The sequence below is a fragment of the Haematospirillum jordaniae genome (genome assembly GCF_001611975.1).
GTDB classification, from domain to species: Bacteria; Pseudomonadota; Alphaproteobacteria; order Rhodospirillales; family Rhodospirillaceae; genus Haematospirillum; species Haematospirillum jordaniae.
In genome coordinates, this window is sequence record NZ_CP014525.1 from 2,065,692 (window position 1) to 2,083,119 (window position 17,428).

A 17,428-nucleotide genomic window follows, 5' to 3' on the forward strand; every position below is an offset into this window, starting at 1 on the left:
AGTATGAAATAACGGGTACTCTTGCCGCGACAGCCGCCCAACATTGTACGGAACACCTGCACGGATGATTGTTGTTCGCAACCTTTGTCATACCTATCCAGGATCACGACGCCAGCCGCAGCGGATGGCTCTGAACAACTTGGACCTGACCGTTGAAACGGGTACGCTATGTATCATGTCCGGCCCGAACGGCAGTGGCAAATCAAGTCTTTTTCGCATGCTGTGCGGGCTGTCGCAGCCTTCTTCGGGGTCAATCCATATTGATGGATCCGACGTACTGGTCAATCCCGAGGCTGCCAGGCGTATAACGGGGGTGGTTTTCCAGAGCCCCGCACTGGATAAACAATTGTCCGTTGCCGAGAATCTTCGCCTGCATGCGCGTCTGCATGGCTTGGGGGCAAAGGAGTATAGGACACGCTGTACTCAGGCCTTGGCATGGACAGACCTCGGCGATCGACTGGATGAGCGGGTGGAGACTCTTTCCGGTGGACTGGCCCGACAGGTCGAACTTGCAAAGTGCTTGTTGACACGCCCTCGCATTCTTTTGCTAGATGAACCAACAACAGGGCTTGATCCAGCCAGCCGGCGCTCTTTCCTAAACACACTCAAACGCGTGCAGCAGGATGAAAACATAACGATCCTGATGACCAGCCACGTCTTCTCCGATGCCGATTATGCTGATACGGTGGCCATCATGCACAATGGCAGGCTTCTGGCCCATGACAGCCCGGATATGCTGAAATCCCGGGTCGGGGCAACCATGGTGGTGATGACCCCACGTGATCCACAAGCCTTTGCGACCATCCTGTCCTCGGAATTTGGGCAGACATCATGGCGCTATGGCGACGAGCTGCGCATCGACAATACAAATGCCGACAAAGCAGCATCCTTGATCAGTGGTCTTCTGGAACATCACAGCGCCGAGATTCTGTCGATCGGGGTTCGTCAGCCGGATCTTGAGGACGTTTTCGTACACGTGACCGGCAAGAAAGTGGTTGAGCACACCAGCTCCCCCGCCCTGGAGAAAGTTCCATGAACGCACTGGTGCTTCCCGCTTTTTATCTGGCACAGCGTGAATTCATCCGCTTTATACGCCAACCGCACCGCGTTGTCGGAAGCTTGGGGCAGCCGCTCCTGTTCTGGCTGTTCCTTGGAACCGGGTTCTCTCCCTCCTTCCGCCCTCCCGGTATGGAGGGAATCAGCTATGTGGAATACTTCTATCCCGGCGTACTGATGATGCTGATCCTGTTTGCCTCGATCTTCTCGATCATTACAGTCATCGAGGATCGGGAGCATGGCTTTCTTCAAGGTGTGTTGACCGCGCCGGTGCCACGGATGGCAATTGTGCTGGGTAAGGTTGGTGGCGGAACCAGCATTGCCCTTTTCCAAAGCCTTATTTTGCTTTTAGCGGTTCCGTTTCTGGATATCCCCATCACCGCTAGCGGACTGCTTCTGGTCTTTCTGGCCATGGTGTTATCTGCGCTGGGCTATGCCGCTCTCAGCTTTGCCATTGCATGGACCATGAAATCAACATCAGGTTTCCACGCCATCATGATGATCTTTCTGATGCCACTGTGGCTTCTGTCAGGAGCCCTCTTTCCGGTTACAGGTGCCCCACTGTGGCTGCAAGTCGTCATGATGGCCAATCCGGTTGCCCATGCCCTGACCGTTATGCGCATTCCGTTCTATCAAACGGCTGCTGAATGCCTGTCGAACCCGGACTACCTGACATCACTGTCTGTTGTGACAAGCTGGGTTGCTATCTGCTTGTGGCTGGGGGCCAAGCGCGTTGCCCACCGCGACAAGGGCCTAGGCAGCGTGGCGGCTGCATCTTGAAGAGAACACGTCAATATTGGATCCGACACCGTGCATTACCCTGCCAAAATTGAAGTTGCTCATCGCCCACTGATTGACAGCCTTGTGGATCAGTCACGCCCGGCTTGGAATGCTTATACCCAGCATGCTTTTGTTCAGGCTCTAGGCGATGGAACTCTGTCCCGCAAGGCTTTCCTGCACTATCTCAGGCAAGATTACATCTTTCTGGTTCACTTCTCGCGGGCGTGGTCCTTAGCTGCATTCAAGGCTGAAACCGTCGAGGATATACGCCAGTGCGCCTCAACCGTTCATGCCCTGACCACGCACGAAATGCCGTTGCATGTGCAGACGTGCGAGGCAGAGGGCATAACCCTGTCCGACTTGGAAAAGACGGATGAAGAGGTTGCCAATATCGCTTATACCCGCTTTGTCATGGATTGCGGCCTACGCGGTGATCTTCTGGATCTTCTGGTGGCATTGGCCCCATGCGTCTTCGGGTATGGTGCCATCGGAAACGAACTAGCCGCACAGAATAAAGACATGCTGTCACAACATCCCTACGCAGACTGGATAAGGACCTACGCCAGTCCTGAATATCAGGATGTATGCCACGCGGTCAGCACGCTTCTGGACCGGATTTCCTGTCGCGCATTGGGTGATCGGCCTGACACATCACCACGCTGGACAAGCTTGGTCAGAACGTTCAATACTGCTTGCGTGCTGGAAAGCAACTTCTGGCAAATGGGCCTGAACCCGCCCTGATATCAGGCAACGGGAACCGAAGACCGCGCTGGCACACCACAGAAACGGATGGGGCTCCCGGTAGGAATGCCACTGACCATCGTATCGCGCATGGCAAAAGCACCGCGTACAACCGTATGAACAGGGCGCCCCGTGGCGTGAAATCCGTCAAAGGGCGTCCACCCACAGCGACTGGCAATCCAAGAATCGCTGATCGTCCAGCGCTGCTTCAAGTCCACAATCGTCAGATCTGCATCATAGCCAAGTGCAATTCGCCCCTTCCCGGCTATTCCAAAGACTCGCGCCGGTCCGGCACTGGTCAGATCCACAAATCGCGCAAGGGACAAACGGCCACTGGCAACATGGGTCAGCATAACCGGAACCAGTGTCTGGACGCCGGTCATACCAGATGGACTGTCGGGATACGGACGTGCCTTTTCCTCTAGGGTATGGGGCGCATGATCAGACCCGATGACATCAACAACACCATCCGATACGGCCTGCCACAGGGCCTCGCGATGTGCCGCATCACGGATCGGAGGGTTCATCTGGAGACGTGTGGCAAGTCTCTCGTAATCCCCGGGGCCGGCAAATGTCAGATGCTGAGGTGTCACTTCGACGGTAGCAAAATCCCTGCACGTTGCCAGAAGCTGCATTTCTGCCGCCGTTGTCACATGCAACACATGAACAAGTCGGCGTGCCTTTCTGGCAAGTTTCAACAGACGGGTTGTTGCCAGAAGGGCGGTTTCTTCGTCACGCCACGCAGGATGCATGGCAACATCAGCACCACCATTGACGATACCCCTGCGTTCTTTCAAACGCTCCTCATCCTCGCAATGAACAGCAATCCGGCGGCAACCTTGCGACAAGACATCGGCTAGGGTGTCATCATCAGCTACCAGCAGGGAGCCTGTTGACGAGCCCATAAAAACTTTGACTCCCGCACAGCCGGGGATACGCTCCAGCTCTGCCAAGTCCTGTAAGTTGCCCGCTGTTGCACCAATATAGAAGGCATAATCACACCATGTGCGCCCCACAGCCCGGAACAGCTTGTCAGCCAAGTCTTCGGCACTGACGGTACCCGGCTGCGTATTGGGCATTTCGAAGACAGCTGTTACACCGCCAAGGACAGCGGCACGGGTGCCTGTCTCCAGATCCTCTTTATGCTCCAGTCCGGGTTCACGGAAATGAACCTGACTATCAATAACACCAGGCAAGACGGTCAGGCCACCCAAGTCAACAACACGCTCCCCCCGGGTCCCCAAGGAACCAAAAGCCGCAATCCGCCCGCCCTGGATACCGATATCAGTCAGGACAGCACCACCCGGCATCCAGACGGTCCCACCAGACAGGACAAGGTCAAAGAATTCGCTGTTATGGATCATCACAACACCCGGAGGATTGATTATTGCCCGTAAGTAGCCACAGGTATCATATACACTTAAGGTTGTCTACAAGCTACATAACCTTCCTTTACACGCCTCTAGGGGGGAGATGATAAAACATGAAAAACATCACCATCCATCGCCTGCCCCATAATATGGCGGCGATACCACAAATCCAGAAATAACAACGACCAGGCGGCAAAACGCTCCCGCCGACCCGATGCCATAAACAAGGAGCGAACAACAGCAGGATCAGTCACACGACGGGCCATCTCTCCCTTGGCAACCAAGGCCCCAAGTTCCTGCCCACGGGCCGCTATCCACTCCCCGACAGGCACCGTAAATCCCTTTTTGGGTGCAAACGGCTTGGCCTGAGGCAAGGCATTCTCCAACCAACGGCGCAAAATATACTTCCCCTGCCCTCCACGTATCTTCAAGGACCGTGGAAGGCGGGCCGCAAGCTCGGCCACGACCGGATCCAGAAAGGGCACGCGTCCTTCCATGCCATGAGCCATCAAACAACGATCAAGCTTGGTCAAGAGATCGTTGGGCAACCAATCCGCACAATCAATATACTGCGCACGCAACAGTCGGTCATGAACCGTACGGCCTGCATCTTCCTCGGATGCCTTATAGCCGGTGCGCCATGAAGGGAAACGACCGAGATTTCCGCCCAATCCCTCAAACAGTCCACGACGACGCATCGTCCGGGTGAAAGGCCATGGCCGTGAAGCCGCACGGTAACGGCCATAACCGGCGAACAACTCATCCCCTCCCTCACCGGACAGAACAACCGTTACATAGGGACGTGCTGCCCGCGCCAGGAGCCAGACAGGGATAATGGCATAGTCGGTTGCCGGATCGTCCATACAAGCGACAATCCGGGGCAAACAGTCCCAGAAATCCCGATCGGTTACCGCCAGCTCGATATGCTCTGCCCCGACAGTTTGGGCAAGAGAACGCGCATGATCCCGTTCATCGTGCACACCCGTTTCCGGAAAACCCGCCGTGAAGGCCAGAACCGGGCGCTCGTTCAGACGGGCCATCAGGGCTAGGAGAACCGCGCTGTCAACGCCCCCGGACAGGAACATGCCATAAGGCACATCAGACCGTTGGTGTACGGTAACACTGTCTATCAAAGACTGATCCAAAGCCCGAAGAGCTTCTTCTTCCGTTTCAAGGGGGGGCTGGCTGCTGCGTAATGGCAAGGGCTGACGGCAGCTGTCAACAATACGCCCCTTGCGGATCATAATCATCTCGCCGGGAAGCAAACGACGAATACCGTCCAACACCGTCCGACGTCCCGTTGTGAACTGTAGATTTAGTAACTCACCCGCAGCATCTGCACAAAGAGAAGGAGCCACAAACCCACCCGCAACCAGCGCCTGGGCCTCGGACGCAAAGGCGACACCATCAGCATGCTCAACCACATATAACGGCTTGATCCCGAATGGATCCCGCCCAAGCAGCAGCATATCTTCCGCAGAATCATACAAGGCAAAAGCAATCATGCCCCGCAAAGAGGCCGGAAATGAAAGGCCTTGGCGATCATACAAAGCGAGAAGACTCTCGCAGTCCGAACCCGTACGGAAAGGAGCGGCGGGCATATCCTTGCGGACAGATGGATCATTGTAAATCTCGCCATTGGCGACCAGAACGCGGCCTCTAGGCCAGAAAAGTGGCTGATCACCACCAGCAGGATCAATAATAGCCAAGCGAGTGTGTACCAACCCGACAGGGCCATCAACATGTACATGAACACCATCGGGGCCACGGTGAGCCAAGGCATCGGCCATAGCCATCAACCCAGCCTCCGGCACCGCCCCATGAGCGGCAAAAAAACCCGCTATGCCACACATCAGGCCGACACCCGGGCAAAAAAGCTCCTGTACTTGCCGACAACAATGCTTTCAGTGAATTCTTCCGTAAAGCTTTTGCGCCCCTCTTCAGCAAGGCGCGCCAGAAGATCACGATCCCGCAAAGCCTGACGAATGGCGTCCGCCATCGCATCAATATCATCAACCGGGGTTAAAAGCCCATTCACGCCATGCTTGATCAGTGCTGCCGGTCCCTGACTTGCAGCAGCAAGAACAGGCCGCCCTTGCGCCCAGGCCTCCAGCACAACATTCCCCAAGGGCTCGTGGCGCGAAGGGCATACAAACAGGTCGCACGAAGCATGAAAAGCCGGGGCATCATCGCGCCACCCCAAGAAACGAACACGCGGGCGTACACCGACCTCATAGGCCAGTGCTTCCAAACGTTCCCGCTCCGGCCCATCACCGGCAATCCACAGGTACACGTCTGACAAACGCGCAAACGCACGGATCAGGGTATCAAACCCCTTGTTTTCGTGCAGCCGCCCCAGTGCAAACACAATAGGCACACGGTCAGGGGTATAAAAAGCAGCGCGATTGACCGGCGGCACCGTACGTTCATCAACGAAATTAGGCAGATAGTGGGCTCGCTCTACCGGCCAACCATGACTTGTCACATAGTCAACAAGATCACGGGTATTGCATACCAGATGGTCACACGACTGATAATACTTCAGATCGTAGTAGCCACCCAAGCGGCCAACATGCACGAACGGAACAGAGATCTGCGTTCGGGACGGACAAAAAGACGTCGCCCGGTTCATCCAGGTCAGAACAACAGCAGGCTGGAATCTCTCAATTTCCCGACGGAAAGCGCGGCGTGTAGAAAAATCAAACCGCCCGCCGAAACCAAGAGCCACCGGATCAAGTCCCCCCTCACGCAGGCGGGCCATTCTGTTACTGTCCGGACGCAAGAGTATGTGCTGCTGGACACCGGCACGATGAAGAGCCAGAACAAGCCGCTCGAAAAACAGCTCCGCTCCACCATTCGGGGCACCAGCCATAGCCTGCAGGATCCGAAGATTTACCATCTGTGGCACGCAACTCCTGTCATCATACGGACGGCTCCGCCTCCTACAAGAGACGTTTAAACCTCTTCCGTTTCCTCCATGGCCTTTATGTACGAAAGCAGCGGATACAGCGCCGTACACAAGGCCACAACCAACCCCATACGCCCCTCACGATACCCCTTGCGGAACAGATAAACCCGTAAAAAACGCGATAGTGCCGAGCGAATAGCCCCGGCCAGAGACCCTGCTTGGCCGGACTCCCGCAAGTCAGCAGCACGCGCTGAAGTATACCGGTCAAGACGGTGCAGCATATCGGAAATATTGCGATCGACATAGTGCACAAGCGGAATGGTCAGGGCTGGACCGCGTGCACCAGACCACTGAAGAGCCGGGTGAACCCTCTGCCGACCCCATATTTTCACGCCACGCCGGAAGAGTGCCGGACACCCTGCCTTCCCAAAACTGGATCCCCATCCATGACGAACCAAGCGTGTACCAATGTAATTGTCGACGGGAATAACGTGCCAGTCGAAAAGGGAGGATGCAATAACGGCACGAACCTCCGCAGCCAAGGCAGGCGATACGTGCTCGTCTGCATCCACTTCCAGAATCCAGTCTCCACGGCATGCTTCTATGCCCGCATTCCGACGATCACCCTCAACCGGCCAGGCGCCTTCTATCATCCTAGCCCCGGCAGAACGGGCAATGTCAGGCGAACGATCGGTACACCGATCAAGAACAACCACAATCTCGTCAGCAAACGTCAGACGCTCCAGACACGCCGGCAAACGCGCTTCCTCATTATGGACAACAACCAAGACTGAAAGCCGGGGCAATTCCTTCATGACCGGGTACGCCTCCACAGACGACAAGCGGCATCAAAAACACTCTCGACAGTAAGGCCATCCATCAAAGTCCCCGCCTTGCGATGGTCAAACCCGGGAGGATAGATGGTCTGAAGGGTTTCTGGCGTACGAACAAACGCCGCCTTGGGCCCCCATGGACCATACAGGCACTCATCACTCGGGCCAAAGAGACCAAGTGTCGGGATGCCGACAGCAGCAGCCATGTGCATCAGCGCACTGTCATTGCCAACATAGAAAGAACAGCGCCGGAGGCAGGCCGCCGCAACAGGAAGAGACAAACGGCCAACAAGATCAAGACAACGATCCGATGGAAGGGTACGGACAACCTGCTCTGCCTGGTGACGTTCATCCGGTGCACCAAAAAGAGCAACACGCCCCCCAGGTAGGATACCATCCGGTGCGGTCAGGCGCGCAACAAGGTCCGCGAAACGCTCGGCACGCCAGATCTTGGCAGGCCAGTTTGCAGCCGGCCCGATGGCCAGAACCGGTGAACCATCAGGAATGAACTGACATGCTTCCTGCTCATCATCACCTGTAGTCCACAAAACAGGCGCAGGAGGATCATCCACCAAACCAACCAAGGCACCGGCAGCCCGAACCCGATGGAGCGCTGCGGTATCACGACCGGGAACCAGTCGCCGCCCAGCAACGGGAAGGCACCATGCCAAGGCTGAACGACGCAGATCAACCACGACATCCCAGCGGGTTGTGGCAACCTGTCGCCATAAATCCAGCCAATGCCCACCCCAACGGCGTTTATCCATGATGATCAGGTGTTCCAGCTCAGGCAATCCCGAGAACAGAGGGGCCGCCAAAGGACCACAGGCAACAGTGACACGAACCCCCGGCATAACCCCAACCAAATGAGCGAGAAGACCAGAAGACAGAACCGCATCCCCGATCCGGGTCGAGGTGACAAACAACAGACGGCTCATACACAAACCTCGGCGGCAAGAGTCTCAAGAAAAACAGCCGCATCATTCCATGATCGATGGCGGAACGACGCCCCTGCTGCGGCAGACAAACCAGAAAACACACCATCATCCTGCAAAATCTGCACAGCCACACCAGCCAGTGCCGCATCATCGGGGACACAATACCCGGATACACCATTCTCTATACAGTCAACAGCTCCCCCAGCCGGTCCAACAACAGCTGGAACGCCACAGGCTTGACTTTCGGCCAGCGTCCAGCAGCACATATCATCATCACACGTAGGGTAAAGATGTAGCCGAGCACGGGACCAGAGAGTGGCCAGATCAAGGTCGCCGGGCGGAAGACAGACTTCAACACCCTTGATGGCCAAAGCCTCAACGCGCTCAAACAGGGGCCTCAGAACCACAGGCACATAATCCGGACCAGATCCAAGGAGACGCGACACGACCAACAACCTTGCCTCGGGAACATGGGGCCTGATCTGGTCACACCAAATATCCAAAAGGCGGTCCAGCCCACGCTGCGGATGCGTGGTAACAACCGCGACAGGATCAACAGAAGTAGACGCTCTCACGCTCCGCCCCAGAAAGGGGGAACGAACCCCAACCGGCATAATCCAAGCAGGACCGTCTCCACTCCAGCGGCGATGCTGCGCAGCACCACAAAACAGAACGCCCGCCCTTGTAGCTAGGATACGCGCCTGTACAACCGGATGCGCCATATATTCGGGTGATGCCGTAACCCAGAGCAACTGCCGTCGCGCCGATACCTGACCCAGCAAAGCTGGATCCCGAAAGGCAACAGAAACATCTGCTACAAGGTCTGTCGCCTCGCCTACAGGAACGTAGGCTATCCCGTTGCATTCAACGCGCTGGGATACACGACAAGCAACAGAAACCCCGTGCCCACGGGCAGACAAGGCATCAGCCAGCCCGTGCAAAGCCTTCTCCGCACCACCCAAAGCATGATGATCGGGGGAGAAAACACTGTAATCAGCAGTGCCATCAAGAAAGCAAAAGCGCATGTCCAAGAAAACAGCCGGGCGACCAACGAATGCTTTCGCTTATAAGAGGTTGCGCACCAGATTACCAGCCCCGGTCAACTGACCGACCGAAAAACGCGGCTGACAGGACTTTTCTCTTGCTTGACTCCATAAGCCCGCCCACATAATCGGGACGTAATCACAAAACTGACAGACCTGAGTCCACGAATGTCACCAGAAACTGCTCTGTTTCACGAGCTTGCTCACCGAGGCGCCCTGATCTTGTCCGGCGATGACCATCGCACCTTCCTGCAAGGGCTGGTTTCTGCCGACGTTCGTACGATTACAGAAAACCATAGCGCGTGGACAGCCTTGCTGACCCCACAGGGAAAATTCCTGCACGAATTCTTCATTTACCAGCATGGCAACACCCTGCTGCTGGAGGGAGAACGGGAGCGACTGGAGGACCTACGGACACGCCTCCTGCGCTATCGGCTTCGCGCCAAGGTCACCCTGGAATCTGTACCGGAGCTGGCCGTTTTTGGTACCCTGCCACCATTTCAGGGACCACTGAGGAACCTGAGCCATGCAGGCGATACCATTGCATTCGGGGATGGCATTGCCTGCATGGACCCGCGCTTGCCGGCTGGCGGTATACGCATCGTTGCATCGCGCCAGGCCATTCCAGAGACAGGGCTGACCACAGCTGACATGGCCGAAGCTGCATGGGAACAAAACCGCATACGCAACGGCCTGCCTGATGGTAGCCGGGACATAGAACCCGAGAAAGGCTTCCTGCTGGAATACGGCTTCGATGAACTGGGCGGTGTTGATTTTCGCAAGGGCTGTTACGTTGGCCAGGAAACAACTGCCCGCATGAAGTGGAAGCACCTGACCAAAAAACGCCTTGTTCCGCTGCGCGGGGAAGACACAACCATGCCACAAAGCAACAGCCCAATCACCCTGTCTGACGGTCAACCTGCTGGCATTATACGCAGCAGCACGCTTGATGAAACCGGAACAGGCTTTCTTGCCATGGGCGTTGTACGCCTAGATGCCATCCTAGAGACTGATTTACGCTGCGACAGCACACGCCTGAAACCCTGCCCTCCCGCTTGGCTGCGCCTTCCGGACAACCGCTGAGACAAGGTTAATAGAGGCTGGTTAATCCAGTTTGCGTGACAAGGCATTGAGAAGGGAAATGACGGCCCGACTTGCTTCATGCAGTTCATCAAGGTGCACAAGTGCGTTGTCCCGCTCCCCGGAATACCACGCCTGAAGCGCTTTCCGGGCTTCAGCGTGAACAGTGGCGTGGGGACCCTCCAGGGCAGCATACTCCGGCAACGCCTTGATTCTTTGATCATCCAAGGCATCATACCAACGCCCCAGACGACAGCTATGGTGATCCGGAACGTCTGTGGGCTGCCATTCCCCGTTGCCCATCAAAACATCAACGACCCGCTTCTTGAACAGAATATGATCAACGCGGGCCATTTCGCACAACCCTTGTGCAGATCCTTCGACAAACCACTCCTTTGCACTTTTGCTGACGGCATCATTACTGGAGTGTATACTGTCTGCAACCTTTGTCACCAAGCTCACATTGTCACGCGACATTTCCGCAACAGCCGTAATACTGCGGGCAATTTCACCGGTTGCCTCTTTCTGCTGCCCCAGTATTGTATTAATCTCCTGCATTTGCCGTGCTGCCTCTGTCACCTGTGACGATACGGCGTGCATTTTCTCTTGGATGGACTCAATCGCGGAGCGCCCCATGTCAACAGCACGAGTCGAACGCGCCATCGTTTCACGAATGGTTGTCATGCCAACACGCAAGGCATCAATACGACGGGTAATATCTTCTGTGGCCCGCGCTGTCTGATTGGCAAGCGTCTTCACTTCGTTTGCCACGACAGCAAAACCCTTGCCCATCTCACCGGCACGGGCTGCCTCGATTGTTGCATTCAAGGCTAGTAGATTCGTCTGACTTGCAATGGCCTCAATCACAACCAAAATTTCACCGATCTGCTCGGAAGCCGTCGACAGGTCGCTCACACTCAAGGCTGTTTGCTCAACGGCCCCTGCAATATCCCTGATCGCATTCCGCGCTCTTTCGACATCACTGACCCCTTCCCTGACCAAGGCGTCCGCAGCAGATGCCTCACCCGAAGCGGTACCGCTGTTGCGGGCAATTTCCTCAACACTGGCCAGAAGTTCGGTCGCGGCAGAGGAAATAGCTTCACCAGAACTGCTGGTAATATGCGAATTGCGAGCCAGTGATGCCAGAACAACGGCAGCATCATTAACATCGGCAGCTGTGTCAGCCATCTGCCGCAAAATAAGAATGGAATGTGCATCTTTGGCCGCAGAGGGTATAGCCTGAACGCTGTCGCTGCCTGAGGACCCCATAAGATCAGGTATAATACGTCCGTGCAGACTGTTAATCGCGGCATCACAGCGAGACGGACGAAAGCGGAACTGACGGGCAAGGGCAGAGGCGGCCATGGACAAAAACATGGATGTTGCCAAACGATAAACCGGATCGCGCGGAAGATGCGGTTCGGGATAATCGGTCACTCCAACTGACAACAACCCATCCCAACGGGCGCGAAAGGACGACACCCCCGAAGATCCACCCACCGCATCAGAGGAAATGTGTGCTAGAACGGCATCAGAAACCGCAGGTACAACACGCACAGCATCCTGCAATCCACGTTCAGTAACCCATGCCTCTGTACCCAATGTGTCTTTATGGCTGGAAAGGCTTGTCATATCAGGTGTCCGCTTTACTGCCACACGCCAAAGGCAGGTGCAACACCCGCCCACAGAAATCACTGTGACACAGCGGAAACCAAGCAACAAACGGGATGCATACCAGCTTGACTATTCCGCCAAGACAACACAACACGGCCTCTGGTCATGAGGACCTCATCACGCCGTACTGTCTGCAAGCTCCTTATGTCCGTTCCCTATACGACGGCAGGCTGAACGTGCTGCAGCCAAACGTGCAATGGGAACGCGATACGGAGAGCACGACACATAGTCAAGACCAATGCCCTCGAAAAAGTCTATCGAGTCCGGATCGCCGCCGTGTTCCCCACACACACCGACCTTCAACCCGGGATGAGCCGCACGCCCACGAACCGTTGCAATCTTGACAAGCTCCCCCACTCCTTCGCAGTCTATCGACACGAATGGATCCTTGGCATAAACACCATGCCGGTGATAGGCATCCATGAAGTGAGCCGCATCATCACGCGAAATTCCTAGGGCGGTCTGGGTAAGATCATTTGTTCCAAAACTGAAGAATTCAGCATCATCAGCAAGATCACCCGCACACAGCGCCGCGCGTGGCAGCTCTATCATAGTACCAACCTTGTAAGGAATAGTCTTTCCGCACCGGGCAAAGACATCCTTGGCTGCTTGATCAACGATTGCTTTTGTCAGCTCCAGTTCGCGGCGGGTTGCAACAAGAGGAATCATCACTTCCACCATAGACGGTGCATCCTTGGGAGGAACCTCAATCGCAGCCTCAAAAATAGCCTGACACTGCATTGCATAAATTTCAGGGAAAGTAATCCCCAGACGACAGCCGCGATGCCCCAACATAGGATTGGACTCAGCCATCTGGGCAATGGCCTGGCGTACAGTACGCACGTCAACGCCCGCAGAGTCAGCTACCTCCTGAATATCGGCATCTGTATGGGGCAAAAACTCGTGCAGAGGTGGATCCAGCAAGCGTATCGTGACCGGAAGCCCGTGCATAATACGGAAGATCTCGATAAAATCAGCCCTCTGGTACGGACGCAGAAGATCCAGCGCCTGGCGTCGGCCATCCTCATCCCGGGCTAGGATCATCTGACGTACATGCACAATGCGTCCAGGCTCAAAGAACATATGTTCTGTACGGCAAAGACCAATCCCTTCAGCCCCGAAACTACGAGCCACGCGCGCGTCAGCAGGCGTTTCCGCATTGGCACGGACGCCCATACGGCGGATGCTGTCCGCCCACTCCATCAAAAGGGAAAAGTCTTTTCCCAGATCAGGACGAACCATGGGAACGGCCCCGTAAATAACCTGGCCGGTCGAGCCATCCAGCGTCAGAAGATCTCCCTCCCGGATTTCACGTCCCAACACGGTCATCACACGATCCGTGACATTGATCCGCACAGCTCCGGCCCCGGCAACGCAGGGACGCCCCATGCCACGGGCAACAACAGCCGCATGACTGGTCATACCCCCACGGGATGTCAGAACACCTTCGGCCACATGCATGCCGCCAATATCTTCCGGGCTGGTTTCAACACGCGCTAGAATAACTTTCTCCCCCCGGCGAACCCATGCTTCTGCATCGGCTGCGGTAAAAACCAGCTTACCCGAAGCAGCCCCAGGACTGGCCGGCAAGCCTGTTGTCAGAACATCACGGATAGCCCGTGGATCAAGCATCGGATGCAGAAGTTGGTCAATCTGCCCCGGATCAACCCGCATCACAGCCTCTTCACGCGTGATCAGCCCCTCACGTGCAAGATCAACCGCAATCTTCAAGGCGGCAGCAGGTGTACGTTTTCCTGTGCGGGTTTGCAGCATCCACAGCGCCCCACGCTGGACTGTAAACTCGATATCCTGCATGTCACGGTAATGCTTTTCCAGAATACGGCGTATAGCGTCCAGCTGACGAAAGACATCTGGCATAAGCTCTTCCAAGGCTGGAAGATCAGATTGATTGGCCTGTTTTCCCAGAATTGTCAGATGCTGTGGCGTCCGGATACCCGCCACGACATCCTCTCCTTGGGCGTTGACCAGATATTCTCCGAAAAACGTATCTTCACCGGTCGACGGATCACGCGTAAAGGCAACACCGGTCGCACAGTCACTCCCCATGTTGCCAAACACCATAGCCTGCACATTGACAGCCGTTCCCCACGCTTCCGGAATATCATGCAAACGGCGGTATGTTATGGCACGCTGGTTCATCCAGCTGGAGAAGACGGCACCAATTGCGCCGCGTAGCTGATCATACGGGTCATCCGGAAAAGGCGCACCAGAGCGCTTCATAACCAAGGCCTTATAGGAGCCCAAGAGTTCCTTCCAGTCTCCTGCCTGAAGATCGGTATCAAGGATATACCCGCGATCAGCCTTGAGATCTTCCAGCAACTCCTCGAAATAATGGTGTCCAATCCCCAGAACGACATCGGAATACATCTGCACAAAACGGCGATAGCTGTCCCATGCGAAACGCGCATCGCCAGATGTTTCAATCAGACCAAGAACCGTATCGTCATTCAGGCCAAGATTGAGAATGGTATCCATCATGCCGGGCATGGAAGCGCGGGCCCCCGACCGAACCGACAGCAGAAGCGGCTGTTTCCGGTCTCCAAAAGACGCCCCCATAACCGAGGCGATATGGGCAACCCCTGCCTCGATCGCATCCTCTAGGCCAGCGGGATAGGTACGGCCATTGGCATAGTAAAACGTACATACGTCAGTCGTAATGGTAAAACCGGGAGGAACTGGAAGCCCGATCGCAGCCATCTCGGCCAGATTGGCACCCTTGCCGCCCAGCAGATCCTTCATGCCGGCACGTCCCTCGGTCCGTCCACCACCAAACATATAGACCCACTTGGACATCCTTGCGCCCCTTGTCCTGTCTGACTTCTTGCCTACCCGGTATGACACCCAGGCTTCACCTTGAACAAATGGCCGGGACAAGCCCGGCCACTTCTCTACACCACGGCTTCAGCAACCGGACCGCTTCCCTCGACTAATGCCAAGTCTGCGAGACCAACTGTTACAGCACCGACCGCTGACAAAAGTCGCAACCGATTGCGGCGCAAATCAGGATCGGAATCATTCACCGTCACATTTTCAAAGAAAGCATCAACCGGCCCACGCAATCCTGCAACCAAGGCGGCTACCTGCTGGTAATCCTCAGCATCAAGCGCCTGATGAATTCCAGGTTCTGTCGCCGACAACGCAGCGGCAAGAGCTTTTTCCTCATCCATAACCAGAGACTGAACATCAACAGGCCCGGTGTGCGGCCCGTCTTTCCGATCTTCTATACGGACAATGTTCATCGCACGCCGCCACGCAGCAAGCAGGTTGGCACCATCATCCGAACGCAACAAACCGGAAAGAGCTTCAACCCGCTTCACAAGCCTGACCAGATCATCCTCGTGACCAAGGGAAAGAACCGCTGACACCAAGTCATGCCGCAAGCCTTTCTCTCTGAGAAAAACCTTCAATCGTTCCGCAAAGAACGCCATCAGATCCGTGGCCAAGACATCCGACGACGCAGCACGCGGCACACTGTAAGCATCCAGCGCCTTGAGGAATACAGCACGCAACGGCAGGCGCAAGCCATTTTCCAGAACCAGCCGAATAACACCGAGAGCGGCCCTGCGCAGAGCAAACGGGTCTTTTGATCCGGTTGGTTTCTCGTCAATACTCCAGAAGCCTGCTAAGGTATCAATCTTGTCCGACAAGGCAATGCACACCGAAACTGGAGCTGACGGGCAACGATCCGACGGACCCTGCGGACTGTAATGCTCTGCAACAGCGTCAGCCACAGCATCAGGCTCCCCGTCAGCCCGGGCATAATAACGCCCCATGACACCCTGTAGCTCGGGAAACTCACCAACCATACCAGTAGACAGGTCAGCTTTGGCCAGAAGAGCAGCACGATCCACAAGAGCGCTGTCTGCCCCCATGTACCCGGCAATCATTGCAGCCAAGGTACGGATACGCGCTACTTTCTCCCACTCTGTACCAAGGCGGGCATGAAAAATCCGTTCCCGTAGGGTATCAACACGGGCCTCTAACCGGACCTTGCGATCTTGGTCCCAGAAAAAACGCGCATCGGACAAACGCGCGCGGAGAACACGCTCATTCCCAGAGACAATCTGCTGCCCTCCATCCTCTGTTTCCATATTGGAGACAACAACAAACCGCGGAGCAAGCGAACCATTATCCTGAACAGTGGAGAAGTATTTCTGGTGTGCCCGCATAGACGTCGTCAAAACCTCGGCTGGCAGATCCATAAAGACATCTTCGATGGCCCCACTCAGCACAACGGGCCATTCAACCAGTCCCGTAACTTCTCGCAAAAGGGCTGCATCCTCTTTCAGGCGAACCCCGTGACGATTGGCAAGAGCTGTGGCCGCAGCCTCGATCAAAGCAGAGCGGCGCACGGGATCCAGAACAACCTTGGCTGCGGCAAGCTTCTCCAAATAATCCGCAGGACCTGTAACCGAGAAAACGGCAGGTGCATGGAAGCGATGCCCACGCGTTACATTACCGGCAACAAGACCAGCAAAAGAGACCGGAACCACCTCGGACCCGAAAAGACACAGAATAGAATGCAGCGGACGAACCCAGCGCTGCGGCCCTGTCCCCCAGCGCATCGACTTTGGCCACGGAAAAGAAGCCAAAGCTCCTTCAATGGCCTCTTTGAGGACCGATGACATAGGCCGCCCGCGGCTGCAAACGACAGAGAACAAAAACGTTCCCTTGGGCGTTTCACGCTTCTCGCATTGATCCAAGGTTACACCGTTGGCCGCAAGAAAACCCTGTATCGCCTTTTCCGGTGCATCAACACGCGGCCCGCGCCGCTCCTCCGAGACATCCGGCGTGGCCTCGGGCAGGCCATCAATAACCAGCGTCAACCGGCGTGGTGTCACGTATGTCCGGGTCTCCGGAGCAGAGAAGCCCGCTTTCTGCAGCCCGTCACAAACCAGACGCTCCAAGGCCTCAGCCGCAGCAGCCTGCATACGGGCCGGTATTTCCTCGGACAGAAGCTCAAGCAAAAGGGACTGTGCCATGA

Annotated in this window: 13 protein-coding genes; 4 read left to right on the top strand and 9 right to left on the bottom strand. The window is 55.9% G+C overall.

The features are described from left to right. The first annotated feature begins 64 nt into the window (after positions 1-64). The 3 genes from AY555_RS09665 to tenA are packed head-to-tail and all read left to right on the top strand — an operon-like array spanning position 65 to position 2,577. Positions 65-1,036, top strand: coding sequence for an ABC transporter ATP-binding protein (locus tag AY555_RS09665; RefSeq protein ID WP_066136140.1), 972 nt, complete (start codon positions 65-67; stop codon positions 1,034-1,036). Then, the gene (locus AY555_RS09670; protein WP_066136143.1) at positions 1,033-1,836 is read left to right on the top strand and encodes an ABC transporter permease; all 804 of its coding nucleotides are present in this window, start codon (positions 1,033-1,035) and stop codon (positions 1,834-1,836) included. Before AY555_RS09665 ends, AY555_RS09670 begins: the two co-directional genes overlap by 4 nt. A gap of 30 nt (positions 1,837-1,866) precedes the next feature. Beyond that, positions 1,867-2,577 carry a thiaminase II gene (tenA, locus tag AY555_RS09675; RefSeq protein WP_209315753.1) on the top strand — a complete coding sequence of 237 codons (711 nt, stop codon included), beginning with the start codon at positions 1,867-1,869 and terminating at the stop codon, positions 2,575-2,577. 2 nt (positions 2,578-2,579) lie between these two features. Here the strand turns inward: tenA and AY555_RS09680 are convergent, their stop codons facing one another. From AY555_RS09680 to AY555_RS09705, 6 genes are all read right to left on the bottom strand, one after another. Continuing rightward, positions 2,580-3,941, bottom strand: a complete 1,362-nt coding sequence (locus AY555_RS09680) for a dihydroorotase (RefSeq protein WP_066136146.1) — start codon at positions 3,939-3,941, stop codon at positions 2,580-2,582. 98 nt (positions 3,942-4,039) lie between these two features. Then, a complete protein-coding gene (asnB, locus tag AY555_RS09685) occupies positions 4,040-5,800 on the bottom strand; it encodes an asparagine synthase (glutamine-hydrolyzing) (protein WP_066136149.1) in 1,761 nt (586 codons plus the stop codon). Then, positions 5,800-6,846, bottom strand: a complete 1,047-nt coding sequence (locus AY555_RS09690; protein ID WP_066136152.1) for a glycosyltransferase — start codon at positions 6,844-6,846, stop codon at positions 5,800-5,802. The genes asnB and AY555_RS09690 overlap by 1 nt, the downstream gene beginning before the upstream one ends. A 56-nt stretch (positions 6,847-6,902) precedes the next feature. After that, positions 6,903-7,670, bottom strand: a complete 768-nt coding sequence (locus AY555_RS09695) for a glycosyltransferase family 2 protein (protein WP_066136155.1) — start codon at positions 7,668-7,670, stop codon at positions 6,903-6,905. Continuing rightward, positions 7,667-8,626, bottom strand: coding sequence for a glycosyltransferase family 9 protein (locus tag AY555_RS09700; protein ID WP_066136158.1), 960 nt, complete (start codon positions 8,624-8,626; stop codon positions 7,667-7,669). The genes AY555_RS09695 and AY555_RS09700 overlap by 4 nt, the downstream gene beginning before the upstream one ends. After that, positions 8,623-9,651, bottom strand: a complete 1,029-nt coding sequence (locus AY555_RS09705; RefSeq protein ID WP_066136160.1) for a glycosyltransferase — start codon at positions 9,649-9,651, stop codon at positions 8,623-8,625. The genes AY555_RS09700 and AY555_RS09705 overlap by 4 nt, the downstream gene beginning before the upstream one ends. Positions 9,652-9,837: 186 nt before the next feature. On the opposite strand from AY555_RS09705, the gene ygfZ reads away from it, so the two are divergent. Beyond that, positions 9,838-10,752, top strand: a complete 915-nt coding sequence (ygfZ, locus tag AY555_RS09710; protein ID WP_066136162.1) for a CAF17-like 4Fe-4S cluster assembly/insertion protein YgfZ — start codon at positions 9,838-9,840, stop codon at positions 10,750-10,752. Between the two features lie 21 nt (positions 10,753-10,773). Here ygfZ and AY555_RS09715 read toward each other — a convergent pair whose 3' ends face one another. From AY555_RS09715 to glyS, 3 genes are all read right to left on the bottom strand, one after another. Then, positions 10,774-12,381: a methyl-accepting chemotaxis protein gene (locus tag AY555_RS09715; protein ID WP_066136165.1), complete on the bottom strand. Its 1,608-nt coding sequence runs from the start codon at positions 12,379-12,381 to the stop codon at positions 10,774-10,776. Positions 12,382-12,540: 159 nt separating this feature from the next. After that, entirely contained in the window at positions 12,541-15,237 is a 2,697-nt protein-coding gene (ppdK, locus tag AY555_RS09720) for a pyruvate, phosphate dikinase (RefSeq protein WP_066136168.1), read from the bottom strand. Between the two features lie 95 nt (positions 15,238-15,332). After that, on the bottom strand, positions 15,333-17,426 hold the full coding sequence (gene glyS, locus AY555_RS09725; protein WP_066136886.1) for a glycine--tRNA ligase subunit beta: 2,094 nt from the start codon (positions 17,424-17,426) through the stop codon (positions 15,333-15,335). Positions 17,427-17,428 lie beyond the last annotated feature (2 nt).